This window comes from Bradyrhizobium sp. WSM4873 (assembly GCF_055811355.1).
On the sequence record NZ_JBVVPS010000001.1, the window covers coordinates 510,195 to 527,388 of the forward strand.

The 17,194-nt window shown below is 63.7% G+C and carries 17 protein-coding genes; 9 read left to right on the plus strand and 8 right to left on the minus strand.

Going from position 1 to position 17,194, the window contains the following annotated elements; genetic code table 11:
• Positions 1 to 59: 59 nt before the first annotated feature.
• The 3 genes from AC0L21_RS02510 (at position 60) to AC0L21_RS02520 (ending at position 3,726) form a co-directional block, all read left to right on the plus strand.
• Positions 60 to 1,799 carry an ATP-binding protein gene (locus AC0L21_RS02510; protein ID WP_007592463.1) on the plus strand — a complete coding sequence of 580 codons (1,740 nt, stop codon included), beginning with the start codon at positions 60 to 62 and terminating at the stop codon, positions 1,797 to 1,799.
• Positions 1,800 to 2,003: 204 nt separating this feature from the next.
• The gene (locus AC0L21_RS02515) at positions 2,004 to 2,585 is read left to right on the plus strand and encodes a peroxidase-related enzyme (protein ID WP_473257675.1); all 582 of its coding nucleotides are present in this window, start codon (positions 2,004 to 2,006) and stop codon (positions 2,583 to 2,585) included.
• A gap of 199 nt (positions 2,586 to 2,784) precedes the next feature.
• Positions 2,785 to 3,726, plus strand: coding sequence for a hypothetical protein (locus AC0L21_RS02520; RefSeq protein ID WP_473257677.1), 942 nt, complete (start codon positions 2,785 to 2,787; stop codon positions 3,724 to 3,726).
• Positions 3,727 to 3,741: 15 nt separating this feature from the next.
• Here the strand turns inward: AC0L21_RS02520 and AC0L21_RS02525 are convergent, their stop codons facing one another.
• The 3 genes from AC0L21_RS02525 to AC0L21_RS02535 form a co-directional block, all read right to left on the minus strand.
• Entirely contained in the window at positions 3,742 to 3,963 is a 222-nt protein-coding gene (locus AC0L21_RS02525; protein ID WP_473257679.1) for a hypothetical protein, read from the minus strand.
• A gap of 141 nt (positions 3,964 to 4,104) precedes the next feature.
• Positions 4,105 to 4,338, minus strand: coding sequence for a hypothetical protein (locus AC0L21_RS02530; protein WP_473257681.1), 234 nt, complete (start codon positions 4,336 to 4,338; stop codon positions 4,105 to 4,107).
• A gap of 59 nt (positions 4,339 to 4,397) precedes the next feature.
• Entirely contained in the window at positions 4,398 to 5,021 is a 624-nt protein-coding gene (locus AC0L21_RS02535; RefSeq protein ID WP_473257683.1) for a ParB-like protein, read from the minus strand.
• A 269-nt stretch (positions 5,022 to 5,290) separates the two neighbouring features.
• Here AC0L21_RS02535 and AC0L21_RS02540 point away from each other — a divergent pair, with 269 nt between their 5' ends.
• The 6 genes from AC0L21_RS02540 (at position 5,291) to AC0L21_RS02565 (ending at position 10,171) form a co-directional block, all read left to right on the plus strand.
• Entirely contained in the window at positions 5,291 to 5,632 is a 342-nt protein-coding gene (locus tag AC0L21_RS02540) for a hypothetical protein (protein WP_473257685.1), read from the plus strand.
• Positions 5,633 to 5,882: 250 nt separating this feature from the next.
• Positions 5,883 to 6,170 carry an acyl carrier protein gene (locus AC0L21_RS02545; protein WP_007592476.1) on the plus strand — a complete coding sequence of 96 codons (288 nt, stop codon included), beginning with the start codon at positions 5,883 to 5,885 and terminating at the stop codon, positions 6,168 to 6,170.
• A gap of 10 nt (positions 6,171 to 6,180) precedes the next feature.
• Complete coding sequence (locus AC0L21_RS02550) at positions 6,181 to 6,651, plus strand: 3-hydroxyacyl-ACP dehydratase FabZ family protein (protein WP_007608856.1); 471 nt, start codon at positions 6,181 to 6,183, stop codon at positions 6,649 to 6,651.
• Positions 6,648 to 7,853 carry a beta-ketoacyl-ACP synthase gene (locus AC0L21_RS02555; RefSeq protein ID WP_007592478.1) on the plus strand — a complete coding sequence of 402 codons (1,206 nt, stop codon included), beginning with the start codon at positions 6,648 to 6,650 and terminating at the stop codon, positions 7,851 to 7,853. Before AC0L21_RS02550 ends, AC0L21_RS02555 begins: the two co-directional genes overlap by 4 nt.
• A gap of 99 nt (positions 7,854 to 7,952) precedes the next feature.
• Positions 7,953 to 9,230, plus strand: coding sequence for a beta-ketoacyl-ACP synthase (locus AC0L21_RS02560; protein ID WP_473257687.1), 1,278 nt, complete (start codon positions 7,953 to 7,955; stop codon positions 9,228 to 9,230).
• An 8-nt stretch (positions 9,231 to 9,238) separates the two neighbouring features.
• Positions 9,239 to 10,171, plus strand: coding sequence for a lipid A biosynthesis lauroyl acyltransferase (locus tag AC0L21_RS02565; protein WP_473257689.1), 933 nt, complete (start codon positions 9,239 to 9,241; stop codon positions 10,169 to 10,171).
• A gap of 144 nt (positions 10,172 to 10,315) precedes the next feature.
• Here the strand turns inward: AC0L21_RS02565 and AC0L21_RS02570 are convergent, their stop codons facing one another.
• From AC0L21_RS02570 to AC0L21_RS02590, 5 genes are all read right to left on the minus strand, one after another.
• The gene (locus tag AC0L21_RS02570) at positions 10,316 to 11,422 is read right to left on the minus strand and encodes a polyamine ABC transporter substrate-binding protein (protein ID WP_473257692.1); all 1,107 of its coding nucleotides are present in this window, start codon (positions 11,420 to 11,422) and stop codon (positions 10,316 to 10,318) included.
• A 5-nt stretch (positions 11,423 to 11,427) separates the two neighbouring features.
• Positions 11,428 to 12,606, minus strand: coding sequence for an aminotransferase (locus tag AC0L21_RS02575; RefSeq protein WP_473257695.1), 1,179 nt, complete (start codon positions 12,604 to 12,606; stop codon positions 11,428 to 11,430).
• Between the two features lie 8 nt (positions 12,607 to 12,614).
• The gene (locus tag AC0L21_RS02580; protein WP_473257697.1) at positions 12,615 to 12,941 is read right to left on the minus strand and encodes a rhodanese-like domain-containing protein; all 327 of its coding nucleotides are present in this window, start codon (positions 12,939 to 12,941) and stop codon (positions 12,615 to 12,617) included.
• Between the two features lie 171 nt (positions 12,942 to 13,112).
• Positions 13,113 to 15,041: a potassium transporter Kup gene (locus AC0L21_RS02585; protein ID WP_473257699.1), complete on the minus strand. Its 1,929-nt coding sequence runs from the start codon at positions 15,039 to 15,041 to the stop codon at positions 13,113 to 13,115.
• Between the two features lie 140 nt (positions 15,042 to 15,181).
• Positions 15,182 to 17,080 carry a potassium transporter Kup gene (locus AC0L21_RS02590; protein WP_007608836.1) on the minus strand — a complete coding sequence of 633 codons (1,899 nt, stop codon included), beginning with the start codon at positions 17,078 to 17,080 and terminating at the stop codon, positions 15,182 to 15,184.
• Positions 17,081 to 17,194: the final 114 nt, after the last annotated feature.

Below are 17,194 nucleotides of genomic sequence, written 5' to 3' on the forward strand. Positions count from 1 at the left end.
TCCAGCGACGGCCGTGCATAGTCCAGGACAACCCGTTGCTCTTGCCAGGTTCATTCATTGTGACATCCTTTGGACGCGTGATTTCAGTTCGCGGGTCGCTCGCCCGGGTCGGGCTGCTGGCTGAAAGCCGGATGCCGGTCTCGGAAGTTCGGGCCACTGTCGGACGTTTCGTCAGCATACGCTGCGCCAGCTCGGTCATCGTCGCGATGATTACCGAGGTGTCGTGCGAGAACCTCTCGAGCAACGACAATTTGATCGCCATCGCCTCGGTCGACCTGCTGGGCGAAATCCTCAACGCGACCGGCAAGGCCAAATTCCAGCGCGGCGTCACCAACTATCCGACCATCGGCGATTCCGTCGACCTGATCACGAGCCAAGAGCTGCGCACGATCTACGCGCCCACCGGTTCCGACCAGATCAATGTCGGCTTCCTTCAGCAGGACAGCTCCGTCGTCGCCTATGTCGACATCGAGGAAATGCTCTCCAAGCACTTTGCCGTGCTGGGGTCGACCGGCGTCGGTAAATCGACCGGCGTGTCGCTGTTGCTCAACGAGATCCTCAAGGCACGCCCGAATTTGCGCATCTTCCTGCTCGATGTGCACAACGAATATGGCCGCTGTTTCGGCGACCGCGCGCTGGTGCTCAACCCGCGCAATTTGAAACTGCCGTTCTGGCTGTTCAATTTCGAGGAAATCGTCGACGTGCTGTTCGGTGGCCGCGCCGGCGTGCCCGAGGAGCTCGACGTCCTCGCCGAGGTCATTCCGCTCGCCAAGGGCGTCTACACCCAGTACCAGAACGCCGACCGCATTGGCCTGAAGCGCATCGATCCCAAGCAGATCGGCTACACCGTCGATACGCCGGTGCCCTATCGCCTGGTCGATCTGATGTCGCTGATCGACGAGCGCATGGGCAAGCTCGAGAACCGCTCCTCGCGCATCATCTATCACAAGCTGATCTCCCGCATCGAGGCGGTCCGCAACGACCCGCGCTACGCCTTCATGTTCGACAACGCCAATGTCGGCGGTGACACCATGGCCGAGGTGATCAGTCATCTGTTTCGCCTGCCGGCCAACGGCAAGCCGATGACGGTGATGCAGCTCGCCGGCTTCCCGGCCGAGGTCATCGATTCCGTCGTCTCGGTGCTCTGCCGCATGGCCTTCGACTTCGGCCTGTGGAGCGACGGCGTTTCGCCGATGCTGTTCGTCTGCGAAGAGGCTCACCGTTATGCCTCCGCCGATCGCAATGTCGGCTTCGGGCCGACCCGCAAGGCGGTGTCGCGCATCGCCAAGGAAGGCCGCAAATACGGAGTCTATCTCGGCCTCATCACCCAGCGTCCGGCCGAGCTCGACGCCACCATCATCTCCCAGTGCAACACGCTGTTCACGATGCGCCTTGCCAACGAGCGCGACCAGGCGCTGCTGCGCGCCGCGGTGTCGGACGCGGCCGCGAACCTGCTCTCGTTCGTGCCCTCGCTCGGCACCCGCGAAGTGCTGGCCTTCGGCGAAGGTGTCGCGCTGCCGACGCGGCTGCGCTTCAAGGAGGTGCCGCCGCATCAATTGCCGCGCGGCGAAGCCACCATCAGCAGCGTGCCGTCCGTCACCTCCGGTCACGACATGCATTTCGTCGGCGCCGTGCTCGAGCGCTGGCGTGGTGCCACCTCGCAGCGCGACGTGCCGAACGATCCGGTATTCTCGGCGCCGCCCGCGAAAACGCTCTCCAACGTCGAAGCCCCGATGCTGCAACCATCGATGGGGCTGGATCCGGACCGCTTCTCGCTGCTGAAGAAGCCGCTGCGGTAAGGGGCGGATACCGCTTCGGCAAACTCCGCCGTCATGCCCGCGAAAGCGGGCATCCAGTACGCCGCGGCTTCTCCGCATCCCATCGCTGTCTCTGGAATACTGGATCGCCCGATTAAATCGGGCGATGACACTGAGTGTGTGGCACGTTGAGGCGACCGCCAGCATCGACTAATGTTCGGTGCCCCCGATCCGGAAAACAAGCCAATGACAAAAACCGCCGCGCAACGCTTCCCCGCTCCCGCCCTCGATGCGCTCCCTGACGACATCCGCGCACGTCTCCTCGCCGTGCAGGAGAAGAGCGGCTTCGTGCCGAACGTGTTCTTGACGCTCGCCTACCGCCCGGACGAGTTCCGCGCCTTCTTCGCCTACCACGACGCGCTGATGGAGAAGGACGGCGGCCTCACCAAAGCCGAGCGCGAGATGATCGTGGTCGCGACCTCGGCAGCCAATCAGTGCCAGTATTGTGTGATTGCGCACGGCGCGATCCTGCGCATCCGCGCCAAGAACCCGCTGATCGCCGACCAGATCGCCACGAACTACCGCAAGGCCGACATCACGCCGCGGCAAAAGGCGATGCTCGACTTCGCGATGAAGGTCTCGGCCGATGCGCAGCGGATTTCCGAGGACGATTTCACCGCGCTCGCGCCGCACGGCTTCAACGACGACGACATCTGGGACATCGCCGCAATCTCCGCCTTCTTTGCGCTGTCGAACCGGCTGGCGAATTTCACCGGCATGCGGCCGAACGACGAATTCTATCTGATGGGACGGCTGCCGAAGAAATGATCGACCGCCGCGAGCGCGGAAGGAACGCATAGCCGACAAACGCAGTGGATGAGTTCCCGTTTGACGGGAACTCTGCGTTTTCGCAATCGTACACGTTTAATTAAGAATCTCACCCTCAACTAGCACAAACGCTTTGGCACAACTTGCGCAGTTTCCGTCAACGGGGACGCGGATGAGTCGTGCCTGTTGGGGGCTTCTCATGAACGTGCGGGCATTTGTGATCGCGACCTGTATCGGCACGGCATTCTTCGCGGCCGGATACGCATGGAACTATCAGCCGGAGATCATCAACGCGAACGAGATATGGAGCATGTTCGAATCGGAGCATGGCAAGGCACGGGCTGCCGTCTTACGCGTCCTCATTGCGCCGAATTCAGCTCACTTCAACGGCCTGCGAACGATCGATGCAGACCAGGCAAAATACGTATGCGGCTCCGTAAAGGCGTTGGACAAGGAGAGGCAGTATGTCGAGGCCGCGTTCGTTTACACCGTCGCGATCGATTTTGCGCGTATCGACGACGACGGCCGGATGACGTCGCAGCGTTCTCCTTACAAGCCCTGCCCAGGCGCGGCCGATGACAAAATTGCCGACCAGAACACGCTGATATCGCCAGGCGCGCTGTCGATGATCAAGACCGTCGAAAAAATCATCCCCAAGTCCAGCGGCGGAACGATGGAGCAACAGCTTGGCCAGCTAGCGGGACAGACAGCGGCGGTCGCGCCAGGTTCGGCGGTCCCGCGGAGATCAACCGGCTCGTCAGGTTCGGCAGCCTCAGCAGGGGCAGGATGGGCGCCAGCAGCACAGCATTCAAATTCGGCGGTGGAGGCGCGACAAGCAGATGAACTGACATGGCGTGTCGACCAACCGCCAGCCGCATGGCCGAATTTCCCCTCGGACCATCCGCTGGCGAAATCGACCCAGAAGCGGACGAGCGCCGAGGCCCTGGCTTTCGCGAAAGATATCGAGGGTCGATGGGAGCAAGCCAAGTCATCCGGGACTCCGGCCAAGCGTCCTTCGCCTGAGGAGATCAAGGAAGCATGCCGCGCGCTACTTGCGATTGATCCCACGGACAAGGATTATCCGCGGGCCTGGGCCGCCTTTGTGCGGCTGCGCAAAATCGATCACGACGCTGCTGGTTGAACCGACGGGCCTCGCTCACGCCTTGCGCCGCAGGCTCCAAAGGCTCCCGAGAGCCACGACGGCGGTCATCAGCAGGACGGCGACGAAAGTTTGGATGATCGTGAAGTTCAGGACGTCACGCGCGACGAACAGCGCAGTGACAGCTCCGGCGAACACAAACAGAATGCGAAGAATCAGACTCATCATCATGTCTCCAGACGGCATGATCTGGAGCCACCTGGCGACGCGGATGCGCAAGGCTGGTTCGGCGGTCATGCCGGCGGACCTTAGCGGCCGGCCCCAAAAGTCTGTTTGCGATACGTCAAGCGCGCGACGCCGTTGGGCAGCAGGTTTGTCGCAACTGCATTGCCAGCGGCTGCGCAGCACTATGGCGCTGGACTAGCGCTTCGCCATCAACTCGAGCGCCGGGGCAAAGCGCTCGGAAAACGTCAACGTCTTGGCATGGTGAACTGCGGCAAATGATGCCGAGATCCCGGCTGAAGCAACCACGAGCAGGGCAACGGCGAAAACCAGACGGCGCATTTCGGCCTCCTGTGTGAGCTCGACACTCGTACAGATGGCACGGCTTTGTTTCAGCACGGCTTCGTGCGGACGGAAGATGGTTTCGCTCAAGAGGCTGTGATCAGATCCGGTTTGCCGCGCCGCATGCCGGACTGCTGCGAGCGTTGCGCCTAATCATCCTCCGCCGGTCCGCACCAGCCGGGCAGATAGATCGCGTCCTTGCTCTTGGCTGAGAACATCGCCTTCTCGAGCGCCTTGTCGAAATTGGCATCCACGGCCTTGCGCGACAGCTTTCGGCGCAGATAATCGGCCCACAGGAATTCGGAGAAGGGCGTGGTGTCCTTGGCGAAGCCGCCCATACGGCGCAGCTCGCCGGCAAGGCTCCGGAAGGGATCGTCCTTGAGATCGACGACGGATTTGGGCAAATCGCGGAATGGTCGCCGTTCGCCCTTGGCGTCGTAGGGGTAAACCCAGCGCTTGTTGTCCATCACGCCCCAGAACGCTTCGCGCTCGACCATCCTGAGGTCACCGACGATGGTGACCAGCACCTCCTTGACGCCCTCGTCGTGCAGCGCGCGACCGAGATGATGATGGTCGATCACGTAATAGCGCTCGTCGGGGCCGTGCACGACGGGGATCATATGCTTGCCGAGCAGATCGGCCTGCTTCTTCTTGTCGTGCTCGCGCCAGCGCTTGCGCTTCTCCTTGACCTCGCGCATCCCGACCGTCATCTGCGTCGGCCGCAGCGACAGGATCGGCACCGGATGCACTCTCGGTTCGCGCGTATTGGTCATGATCGAAAGGCCCTTAATACGGTTGCAGCTGCGTGGTCAGGTTCCCTGGACTATGCCATGGGCATCGCGCCGGCAATGCATTCGGCTCGGCGGAGATTATTGCATCGCACCCTCTGCATGCCGGAACGATCAGGGTTCCGCGGTCCTTCGTTCGCAGCCCTGCAGGATAGTGCAAACGCGCAATGTACGTGCGTGTTGAGAAGATTTTCTGCAACGCGTTCACCACGTATGCTATCTAAAAATCGCTGCTTCGGAGTGATCCCTGCGCCATGACAACCCAGCGGCCCATAAGCTCGGATGACGAGCACCGGGTGCTCCAGTTCAGGCCGCGCACCTCGCCTTCCCCGACGGGCTACCGCGGCAACGGCAGCGTGCAGCAATTGCGCGTCGCGCCCGAGCCGCTCGACCTGTCGCGCTACGAGCAGCCCCGCAGCGAACCGGACGATTTCCGCCATCGCATGCTCGCCAACATCGCGGCGCTGGCCTTCACCATCGCACTGACCGCGATCGGGATATGGCTCGCGGTGAGCATCGCCGACCTGCGCCGGAACCAGGATTGCGTGCTGATGGGCCGCCGCGACTGCGTCAAGATCACGACGCCGCACATCTAGGCAGAACATTTGGCAGGCAAGACGTCTGGCGCGGCCCGCCGACGGTGCTTCGGCGGAAACGGCTCAGCCGGGGCATCCCCAGCCCCTGTGCCCACACCCGCCGGCTCCATTGAACTCAGGGCGGCGCTCCGATATACGGGCTTTCGACCCGGCCAGAGGGGGGTTGAGGGCATCATCGGGGCGCGATGCCCACCCACCGTTCCACTCTGGAAAATCTGACAAATATCTGCAATATATCAAAGGCTTAGTGATGTCCTCCACATTCGATCAGGTCGCTACGATCATCGCTGAAACCTGCGACATCCCGCGCGACACGATCACGCCGGATAGCCATGCCATCGATGACCTCGGCATCGACAGCCTCGATTTCCTGGACATCGCGTTCGCGATCGACAAGCAGTTCGGTATCAAGCTGCCGCTGGAAAAGTGGACCCAGGAGGTCAACGACGGCAAAGCGACCACCGAGCAGTATTTCGTGCTGAAAAACCTGTGCGCCCGCATCGACGAACTGGTTGCGGCCAAGGGCGCGAGCGCCTAAGCGCGCGGTCATGCAACTCGAATACTTCCACATGATAGATCGCGTCGTCGACCTCAACGTCGACGCGAAGACGATTGTCGTCGAGGCTCAGGTCCCGATGGAGAGCACCATCTTCGAGGGGCACTTCCCGGGCTATCCCCTGATGCCCGGCGTGCTCCTGATCGAATCGATGGCGCAGGCCTCGGGCTGGCTTCAGCTTGGCGTGCTCAAATTCGAGCGCATGCCGATCCTGGCTGCCGTCAAGGAGGCCAAGGTCCGCGGCTCGGTCTTCCCCGGCGATCTCATGAGCATCGAGGCGAGCCTGGCCCATCAGGGCTCGGGCTACGCCGTGACCGAAGCCAAGATCAAGGTCGGCGGCAAGCTGCGCGCGAATTCGACGCTGACCTTCACGCAGATTCCCTTTCCCCATGCGGATATGCGTGCCCACATGGACGCGGTCGCCAAACGCGTCGGCTTTCCGCAACAGGCCGTATCGCCATGACCGAGACTGCTTCGAAGCCCGCCCAGACGGAAGTCTGGATCACGGGCATTGGCCTGGCCACTTCGCTCGGCGAGGGCCTGGACGCCAACTGGGCCGCGCTTCAGGAGAAGCGCATCAATGTCGACGAGAAGGGGTTTGCGCCCTACATCGTGCACCCCCTGATGCCCGTTACCTTCGACAGCCAGATTCCGAAGAAGGGCGACCAGCGCCAGATGGAAGCCTGGCAGCGCATTGGCACCTATGCGGCCGGGCTTGCGCTCGACTCCGCCGGGATCAAGGGCAACAAGGATATCCTGTCGAAGATCGACATGGTGGTCGCCGCCGGCGGCGGCGAGCGCGATCTCAACGTCGACACCGGTGTGCTCACGGCCGAGGCCAAGGGCGCCAACGCGCCGGGCTTCCTCAACGAGCGGCTGATGAGCGATCTCAGGCCGACGCTGTTCCTGGCCCAGCTCTCCAACCTGCTCGCCGGCAACATCGCCATCGTGCACGGCATTGGCGGCACCTCCCGCACCTTCATGGGTGAAGAGGTTGCCGGCGCCGATGCCGCCCGCATCGCATTGTCACGCATCGCCTCCGGCGAGAGCGACATCGCGTTGATCGGCGGCTCGCACAATGGCGAGCGCAAGGACCTGATGGTCCTCTACGAATTCGGCGACTTCAATCTGAAGGACAAGTTCGCCCCCGTGTGGGCGCGCAAGGACCACGCCGGCTTCGCGCTCGGCTCGGCTGGCGCGTTCCTGGTGCTGGAATCGAAGGCGCATGCGGAAGCGCGCGGCGCAAAGCCGTTCGCAAAGCTGTCGAGCGTCGTTGCCGACCTCGCCCGGCGCAAGACCCCCGGCGACATGGCGGCGACGCTGGAGAAGCTTTGGGCAAAGTTGCCGAAGCGCGACGGCAAGGGCGCGATCATATCCGGTGCGACCGGCGCCGAGCCGGCGACATCAGAAGAGCGCGGATTCCTGAAGGGCCACGCCGAGTTCCCGGTGCGCTCGACCGGCACGATGTTCGGCCACACCATGGAGACGCAATTCCCGCTCGGCATCGCGCTCGCCGCGCTGTCGATCTCTCGCGGCGCGCTGTTTCCGCCGAACGATTCCACGGGCACCGAGATTGAAATGCAGGGAGCGCCCACCCAGATTGTGGTGGTGGGGGCCGGACACTGGCGCGGCGAAGGCATGGCGCTGGTCGAGGCAGTAAGCTAAAGCGCGTTGCGCTTTGGCGGGTTATTGTTTGGGCATGATCTTCTCGAAAAACCGCGTCACGCTTTTTCGGATCATGCTCCAGCTCAAGCGGGGATCGACATGACTGCACCACGCGACAAACTCGGGCGTCCCGTCGTCGTCGTCACCGGCATGGGCATCATGACCTCGCTCGGCAACGGCAAGACCGACAATTGGGCGAAGCTCGTCGCCGGCGAATCCGGCATCCGCACCATCACGCGCTTTCCGGTCGACGGCCTGAAAACCACGATGGCCGGCACGGTGGATTTCGTCAGCGTCGATCCGTTCTCCTCCACCGCCCTGTCGGAGCGGATGGCCGAACTGGTGACGCAGGAGGCGCTGGACCAGGCCGGCATCGGCGCCAAGGCGGATTTCCCGGGTCCTCTCTTCCTTGCGGTCGCACCTGTCGAAGTCGAATGGCCGCAGCGCCGCGAGCTCGGCCGTGCTGTCGGTAAGCTCGACTTCAATTATGACGATCTGCTGCGCATCTCCGGGGGCGGCAAGTACAGCGCCTATCACCACCGCTTCATGTTCGGTTCGGTCGCGGCCTACCTCGCCGAGACTTTCGGCACCAAGGGCTCGCCGATCTCGTTGTCGACGGCCTGTGCTTCGGGCGCAACCTCGATCCAGCTCGGCGTCGAGGCGATCCGCCGCGGCGAGACCGATGCCGCGCTGTGCGTGGCGACCGACGGCACCGTGAATCCGGAGGCGCTGGTGCGCTTCTCGCTGCTCTCGGCGCTGTCGACCCAGAACGATCCGCCGCAGGCGGCCTCCCGTCCCTTCTCCAAGAACCGCGACGGTTTTGTCATGGCCGAAGGCGCAGGTGCGCTGGTACTCGAGAGCTATGAAGCCGCCACCGCGCGCGGCGCAAAAATTCTCGGCGTGATCGCCGGCTGCGGCGAGCTCACGGATTCCTTCCATCGTACCCGCTCCTCGCCCGACGGCAAGCCGATCATCGGCTGCATGAACAAGACGCTGGCCGATGCCGGCATGACGCCGGACCAGATCGACCACATCAACGCGCACGGCACCGCGACGCCCGAGAACGACAAGATGGAGTACAACACGACATCGGCCGTGTTCGGCGATCTCATCTCGAAGATTCCGGTCACCTCCAACAAGTCGATGGTCGGCCACACCATCTCGGCCGCCGGCGCGGTCGAGGCGATCTTCTCGCTGCTGACGCTGGAGCATCAGCGTATCCCGCCGACGATCAACTACGACAATCCGGATCCCACGATCCTGTTCGACGTCGTCGGCAACAAGGCACGCGATGCCCGCGTCACCGCTGTGATGTCGAACTCGTTCGGCTTCGGCGGCCAGAACGCCTCGCTGATCCTGACCCGCGAACCGGCCTGACCGGACGCATGGCGCTGCTTCCTGCGAGGACGAAGGCCCGCGCGCGGGAGACGGCCAAGTCGATTGGTGGAGGCCTGATCGGCGCTGCCACCGTCGGCATGTTGCGCACCACGCGTTATTTCGATCCGGCCAAGACCTCGGACTTTTTCGCACGCGTCACCAGGCTGATCGGGCCCCGCCTTCGCGAGCACCGCATCGGCCGCGCCAACCTCGCCGCTGCGTTTCCGGACAAGTCGCCCGAAGAAATCGAATCCATCCTGATGGGCGTCTGGGACAATCTCGGTCGCGTCGGCGCCGAATTCGCCCATATGGATCACGTCTGGGATTACGACCGCGATCATCCGGAAAACAGTCGGATCGAACTGCCCAGCCGCAGCATCGAGCTGTTCGACCGCATCCGTGACGACGGCAAGCCGGCGCTGATCTTCGCCGCGCATCTGGCCAATTGGGAATTGCCGGCGCTCGCCGCCGTCGCACACGGGCTCGACGCGGCGATCCTCTACCGGCGCCCGAATATTGCGTCTGCCGACCGCATCATCCAGGAGATGCGCCAGGTCAACATGGGCACGCTGATCCCGGCGGGGCGCGACGCGCCGCTGCGGCTCGCGCAGGCGCTCAAGGACGGCAAGCACGTCGCCATGCTGATCGACCAGTATCTGACCGGCGGGGTCGAGGTCACCTTCTTCGGCCGCAAGACCCGCGCCAATCCGATGCTGGCGCGCCTGTTGCGCCAGGTCGAATGCCCAATCCACGGCGTCCGCGTCATCCGCCTGCCCGGCGGCCGCTTCACCGCCGAGATCACCGAAGAGGTCCAGCCGGTGCGCGACGCCGACGGCAAGATCGACATCCAGGGCACCACGCAGGCGATCACGAGCGTGGTGGAAGGCTGGGTCCGCGAGCATCCGGAGCAGTGGTTGTGGCTGCACCGCAGGTGGCGGTAGCGGTCGCGGGCGCAACTCTTCCCGTCATGGCCGGGCCTGTCCCGGCCATCCACGCATCGCCACACAGCAGGAAAGACGTGGATGCCCGGGACAAGCCCGGGCACGACGACTGAGCAAGGTGTGCGTCCGCTTCCTGTCAGCGTCTTACCGCCCCGTCTTCACCCTGGTCCAGAGCCTATTGATGACCCGCTGGGTCGCCGGCTCGCGCGCCGTGATGACGAACAGCTTTGCGAGCGTTGCCTCGTCCGGATAGATATTCTTGTCGTTCAGGATCTTCGGATCGACCAGCTTCTGGCTGGCGAAATTGCCGTTGGCGTAGGACAGGAAGTCCGTATTCCTGGCGGCCACGTCCGGACGGTAGAGATAGTTGATCAGCTCGTAGGCTTCCCTAACGTTCCTGGCGTCCGCGGGGATTGCGAGATTGTCGAAGAACATCTGCGCGCCCTCCTTCGGGATGGCGAAGCCGATCTCGATGCCGCTTTTGGCTTCGGCAGCGCGCGCGCGGGCCTGCATGATGTCGCCGGACCAGCCGACCACGAAGCAGATCTCGCCGGTCGCGAGCGCGCTTAGATATTCGGACGAATGAAACTTGCGCACGGAGGGCCGCACCTTGGCGACGACGTCGGCGGCCTTCTCAAGGTCGGCCTGCTTGGTCGAGTTCGGATCGAGCCCGAGATAATTCAACGCCGCCGGAAAGATGTCGTCGGCGGAATCCAGCATGTGGACGCCGCAGTCTTTGAATTTCGCGAGGTTCTCCGGCTTGAACACGATGTCCCAGCTCTCGATCTTCGCATCCGCTCCGAGAATCTGCTTCAGCTTGGCGACGTTGTAGCCGATGCCCGTCGTGCCCCACATGTAATTGGCGGCGTAGACATTGCCGGGGTCGTAGATCGCGAGACGTTCGGTCACCACCGGCCAGGCATTGGCCAGGTTCGGCAGCTTCGACTTGTCGAGCTTCTGGAAGATGTTGGCCTTGATCTGGCGCTGGAGGAAATAGGCGGTGGGCACCACGACGTCATAGCCGGACTTGCCGGCCATCAGGCGCGTCTCCAGGGTCTCGTTGGCGTCAAAAGTGTCGTAGACCACCTTGATGCCGGTCTCCCTGGTGAAGGCCTCGAGGACATCGGGCGCCACGTAGTTCGACCAGTTGTAGAAGTTGACGACCCGCTCCTCGGCCCCCGCGGGAGCGGAGAGCAACGTCAGCGCGGCGGCGATCGCGAGGCCAAATCCAAAGCGGCTGACGATCGTCATCTCCGCTACCTCTTGCGCCCGCGCACCGCGTCCGACAGCCGCTCCAGCGCGGTGTCGAGCGTCTCGTCCTTCTTGGCAAAGCAGAAGCGCACCACCGAGGTCACCGGGTCCTGCTCGTAGAAGGCCGACACCGGAATTGCCGCGACCTTGTAGTCCTTCACGATCCGCCAGCAGAATTCGGTGTCGCTCTCGTTCAGCCCGAGCGGGGACAGGTCGACGGTGAGGAAGTAGGTGCCCTGTGACTTCAGCACCGGGAAGCCGAGGCTCTCCAGCCCCTTGGCGAGGCGGTCCCTGCTCCGCGCCAGGTCCTTGCGCATCGACAGGAAGTAATCGTCGGGCTTGCCGAGGCCATACGCGACGGCGGCCTGGAGGTTCGGCGCGGTGGTGAAGGTCAGGAACTGGTGCACCTTGGCGGCAACGCGCAGCAACGGCGGCGCGGCGCAGACGAAGCCGATCTTCCAGCCGGTCAACGAGAAGATCTTGCCGGCAGAGCCGACCTTGATCGTGCGGTCCCGCATGCCGGGGATGGTGATCAGCGGGATGTGCTTGTGCTCGTCGAAAGTGACGTGCTCCCAGACCTCGTCGCAGATCGCGATGACGTCGAACTCCTGGCAGTAGCGCGCCAGCAGCTCGAGGTCCTCGCGCGGAAACACCACCGCGGACGGATTCAGGGGATTGTTGAAGAGCACCGCCTTGGTCTTTGAATTGAAGACGCTTTTCAGCATGTCCTCATTCAGCCGCCAGTGCGGCGGCTCGAGCCGGACCAGGCGCGGAATGCCGCCGGCCTGACGGATGATCGGCAGATAGGAATCGTACACCGGCTGGAAGCACACCACCTCGTCACCGGGCTGGACGACGGCGAGGATGGCCGAGGTCAGGGCCTCGGTGCCGCCGGAGGTCACCATCACCTCGCTCATCGGATCGAGCTCGAGGCCATGCCAGTGGCCGTAATGGGTCGCGATCGCCTGGCGCAGTTCCGGCAGGCCCATCATCGACGGATACTGATTGTAGCCGTTCAGTGAGGCCTCGGCCGCAGCGCGGCGGATGTCCTCAGGCCCGGGATCGTCGGGAAAGCCCTGCCCGAGATTGATGGCGGCATTGTCGCGCGCGGCCTGCGACATTGCCTCGAAGATGGTGACGGGAAGGTCCGCGAAGACCTTATTGAGGGACGAGCTCTTGGACATCGGCGGGGTCAGCCGCCGACCTTGCTGGGAAGACCCGCCGCCTTCCAGCCGAGCATGCCGCCCGCCAGATGCTTGTCGTAAGGCAGGCCCACGGCCTGCGCCGCCAGCGAGGCCGTCACCGAACGCTTGCCCGAGCGGCAGGCGAACACGACCTCCTTACCCTCGGGATCGGGGATCGCTTTGGGATCGAAGGTCGAGAGCGGCACGACCACACCGTAGGGATAGGCCTCGGCCTCGACCTCGTTCGGCTCGCGCACGTCGACGAGGAGATAGCGCCCTTCCGCGACACCCTTGGAGACCTCGTCCGGGGTCAGATCCTGTACTTGATTTGCCACATCATCCTCCAACGTCGCGGGCCGCTGCCGGGGCGATCCCGGCGGGCGGCAACCTCGCCTCTCGGCCGGTGAAAATCAAGCGCTACAAAGGCTTGAGCTGCCTTGCGCAAGTTAAAGCTAAATCGCAGCGACTTGAAGCGCGACCTGCAAAAGGAGGATCAGATCGTCACTTTAGATCGTCACCTGGGTGCCGACCTCGACGACGCGGCCGGAGGGGATCTGGAAATAGTCTGTGGCGTCGTTGGCGGAACGGCTGAGCGAGATGAACAGCCGGTCCTGCCAGCGCGGCATGCCGGAATGGGCGGCCGGCTTGAGCGCCCTCCGCGACAGGAAGAACGAGGTCGACATGATGTCGAACTGCCAGCCGAGCTTGCGGGCGATCGCCAGTGCCTTCGGCACGTTGGGCGATTCCATGAAGCCGAACTTCAGCGTCACCTTGGAGAAGGTCGGCGAGATCTGTTCCAGCTTCACCCGCTCGGCCGGATCGATGCGCGGGGTCTGTGCGGTCTCGATGGTCAGAATGACGTTCTTCTCATGCAGCACCTTGTAGTGCTTCAAACTATGCATCAGCGCGGTCGGCGCGCTGAGGGGGTCGCTGGTCAGGAACACAGCGGTGCCGGGCACGCGTTGCGGCGGCCGCTTCTCCAGCATCGCCACGAGGTCGGCGAGCGGGAATTCGAGCTTGCGCGACTTCTCGAAGAGCAGCCGGCTGCCGCGCCGCCACGTGTACATCAGGATGATCATGAGCGCGCCGAGTGCCAGCGGCACCCAGCCGCCCTCGAACACCTTGAGCAGATTGGCGGCGAGGAAGGTGAGGTCGAGGAACAGGAACGGCGCGATCAGGGCGGCAGCCGTGAACGGCGACCACCGCCAGACCTTCCAGATCACCACGAAGCCCATCAACGCCGTGACCACCATGGTCCCGGTAACGGAGATGCCGTAGGCCGAGGCCAGCGCGCTGGAGGAGCGGAACAAAAGCACCAGCAGGACCACCGCGACCAGCAGGAGCTGGTTGATGCGCGGGATGAAGATCTGGCCGGAATGGGCTTCGGACGTATGGCGAATTTCAAAGCGCGGCAACAGACCGAGCTGGATCGCCTGACGAGTCAGCGAATAGGCACCGGTGATGACCGCCTGGCTCGCGATAACCGTTGCGGCGGTCGCCAGCACGACCATGCAGCCGCGGAAAAAACCTTGCGGAAAGAGCTGGAAGAACGGGCTCACGATCGCGCCGGGGTCGCCGAGCACGAGGGCACCCTGCCCCAGATAGTTCAATGCCAGCGACGGCAGCACGATGAACAGCCAGGCGGTCTGGATCGGCCGCTTGCCGAAATGGCCGAGGTCGGCATAGAGCGCCTCGGCACCGGTGACCGCCAGGAACACAGCGCCGAGCGTCACGAAGCCGATGATGCCGTGGTGGATCATGAAGGACACGGCGTAGAGCGGATTCAGCGCGAACAGCACCTGCGGCTGCTGGATGATCGGGTGGATCGCCGCGATCGCGATCACCGCGAACCAGACGCACATGATCGGGCCGAAGAAGGCGGCGACGCGCGCGGTGCCGCGGGACTGCACGGCAAACAGACCGACCAGGATGATCACGGTCAGCGGTACGATGTAGGGCTCGAAGTGCAGCGTGATGTCCTTCATGCCTTCGATCGCCGACAGCACCGAGAGCGCCGGCGTGATCACGGCGTCGCCGTAGAACAGGGCGCCGGAAATGATGCCGAGCATGACGATGGTTGTTCCGCGGGTGCCGACTGCGCGCTGGGCCAGCGCCATCAGCGCCAGCGTGCCGCCCTCGCCGTTGTTGTCCGCGCGGAGCAGGATCACGACGTATTTGAGCGTCACCACGACGATGAGCGCCCACAGGATCAGGGAGAGCACGCCGAGCACCGCCGCCGGCGTCGGCAACCCCTCCGCGCCAGAAGCCGCCATCACCGCCTCGCGGAACGCGTAGAGCGGGCTGGTGCCGATATCGCCATAGACGACGCCGATGCTGCCGAGCGTCAGCGCACCGAAACCGGCGGTGGTGTGGGCATCGCCATGCCCATTGGCCGCCGCCGTTTCCGGGGCGGAAATCGCTACGTCACTTGTCATGGGAGAGCCTGATGGCCTCTAAAAATGCTTCGCTGCACAACGGCGAGGAGCGCGCGGCTTATAGGCCTGCGCTGCCGGCATAGCCTAGCCCGATTTCGGGCCTTAGACATGCAATTTTGCATGCCTCTGCCGATCGCCGTTTAGATGGTGACTTGGGTTCCGACTTCAACCACGCGTCCGGTGGGAATCTGGAAATAGTCGGTCGCGTCGTTGGCGGACCGGCTCAGCGCGATGAACAAATGGTCCTGCCAAAGCGGCATGCCGGACTGCGCCGACGCCTTCAGCGAACGCCGCGACACGAAGAACGAGGTCGACATGATGTCGAACTGCCAGCCCTGCTTGCGCGCGATCGCGAGCGCCTTGGGCACGTTCGGCTGCTCCATGTAGCCGAAGCGCAGGCGGACCTTGAAGAACTTGTCGCTGATCTTCTCCATCCGGAAACGCTCCGACAGGTCGACCCGCGGCGTATGCGCGGTCTCGATGGTCAGGACCACGTTGTGCTCGTGCAGCACCTTATTGTGCTTGAGATTGTGCAGCAGCGCGGTCGGCACGAAGGAGGGATCGCTGGTCAGGAATACCGCGGTGCCCTTGACGATGTGCGGCGGCCGCTTCTCCAGGCTCCGGATCAGATCGTCCAGCGGCACCTCGATACGGCGCGTTTTCTGGATCAGGATCCCGGACCCTCGCCGCCAGGTCCAGATTGTCCCGGCCATGATCACGCCGAACAGCAGCGGCACCCAGGCGCCTTCCAGCAGCTTCAGAAGGTTCGCGCTGAAGAAGCTGATGTCGACCACGACGAAGGGCAGGATCACGGCTGCGGCCGTCGCGGCGCGCCAGTTCCACAATTTCCAGATCACGATGAAGCCCATGATGCCGTCGGCGACCATGGTGGTGGAAACCGCAATGCCGTAGGCCGAAGCCAGATTGCTGGGGGTGTGGAACAACAGCACCAGCAGCATCACACCGATCAGGAGCAGCCGGTTGACACGCGGCAGATAGATCTGGCCGGCATGAGTTTCCGAGGTGAAGCGCACCTCGAAGCGCGGCAGGAGACCGAGCTGCACAGCCTGATAGACCAGAGAATAGGCCCCTGTGATCACCGCCTGGCTCGCGATCACGGTCGCGGCGGTCGCAAGCCCGACCAGTGGCAGCACGAAATGCTCGGGCACCATGCGATAGAAAGAGTGCTCGATCGCGCTGGGATCTGACAGCACCAGCGCGCCCTGCCCGAAATAGTTGATCAGGAGCGAGGGCAGCACGAAGAACATCCAGGCCGACTGGATCGGCTTGCGGCCGAAATGGCCCAGATCTGCGTAGAGCGCCTCACCGCCGGTCACCGCGAGGAACACCGCGCCCAGCGTCACCAGGCCGATGGTGCCGTGCGACAGCAGGAATTGCAGCGCGTAATAGGGATTGATCGCTGCCAGCACCGACGGATCGTCGGCGATGTGAATGGCGCCCAGCACGGCAAGAACGGTGAACCAGACGACCATCACCGGCCCGAAGGCCGAGGCGACCAGCGCCGTCCCCTTGCTCTGGACCGCGAACAGCAGCGCCAGGATGAGAACGGTCAGGGGAACGACATAGTGCTCGAAGGCGGGGGTCGCGAGCTTCAGACCCTCGACCGCCGACAGCACCGAGATCGCCGGCGTGATCATGGAATCGCCGATGAACATGGAGGCGCCGACAACGCCGAGCGCCATCAGGAACCAGCTCCGCCGCCCGAGCGCGCGCTGGCCGAGCGCCATGAGGGAAAGCGTGCCGCCCTCCCCGTTGTTGTCGGCGCGCAGCAGCAGCAGCACGTATTTGGCCGTGACGACGATCAGCAGCGCCCAGAGGATCAGCGAGAGCACGCCGAGCACCATGACGCGCGAGACCGGCTGACCGTGGGCCGCGCCCCTGACGGCCTCGTGGAATGCGTAGAGCGGCGAGGTGCCGATGTCGCCGAAGACAACGCCGATGCTCCCGAGCGTCAGGCCCCAGAAACCCGAGGTGACCGGCCCGTCCGGAGCTTCGGTCGATGTGATGCTCGCCGTCATATGAAACTGGAACGCTTCTGCCCGAGAATTGATCCGGCGCCTTTTGACGGTTCCGGCGCGCCTGTCAATTGGCACATCACCATAGCAGGCGCCGGGGCGGATGCTGTGACGGCG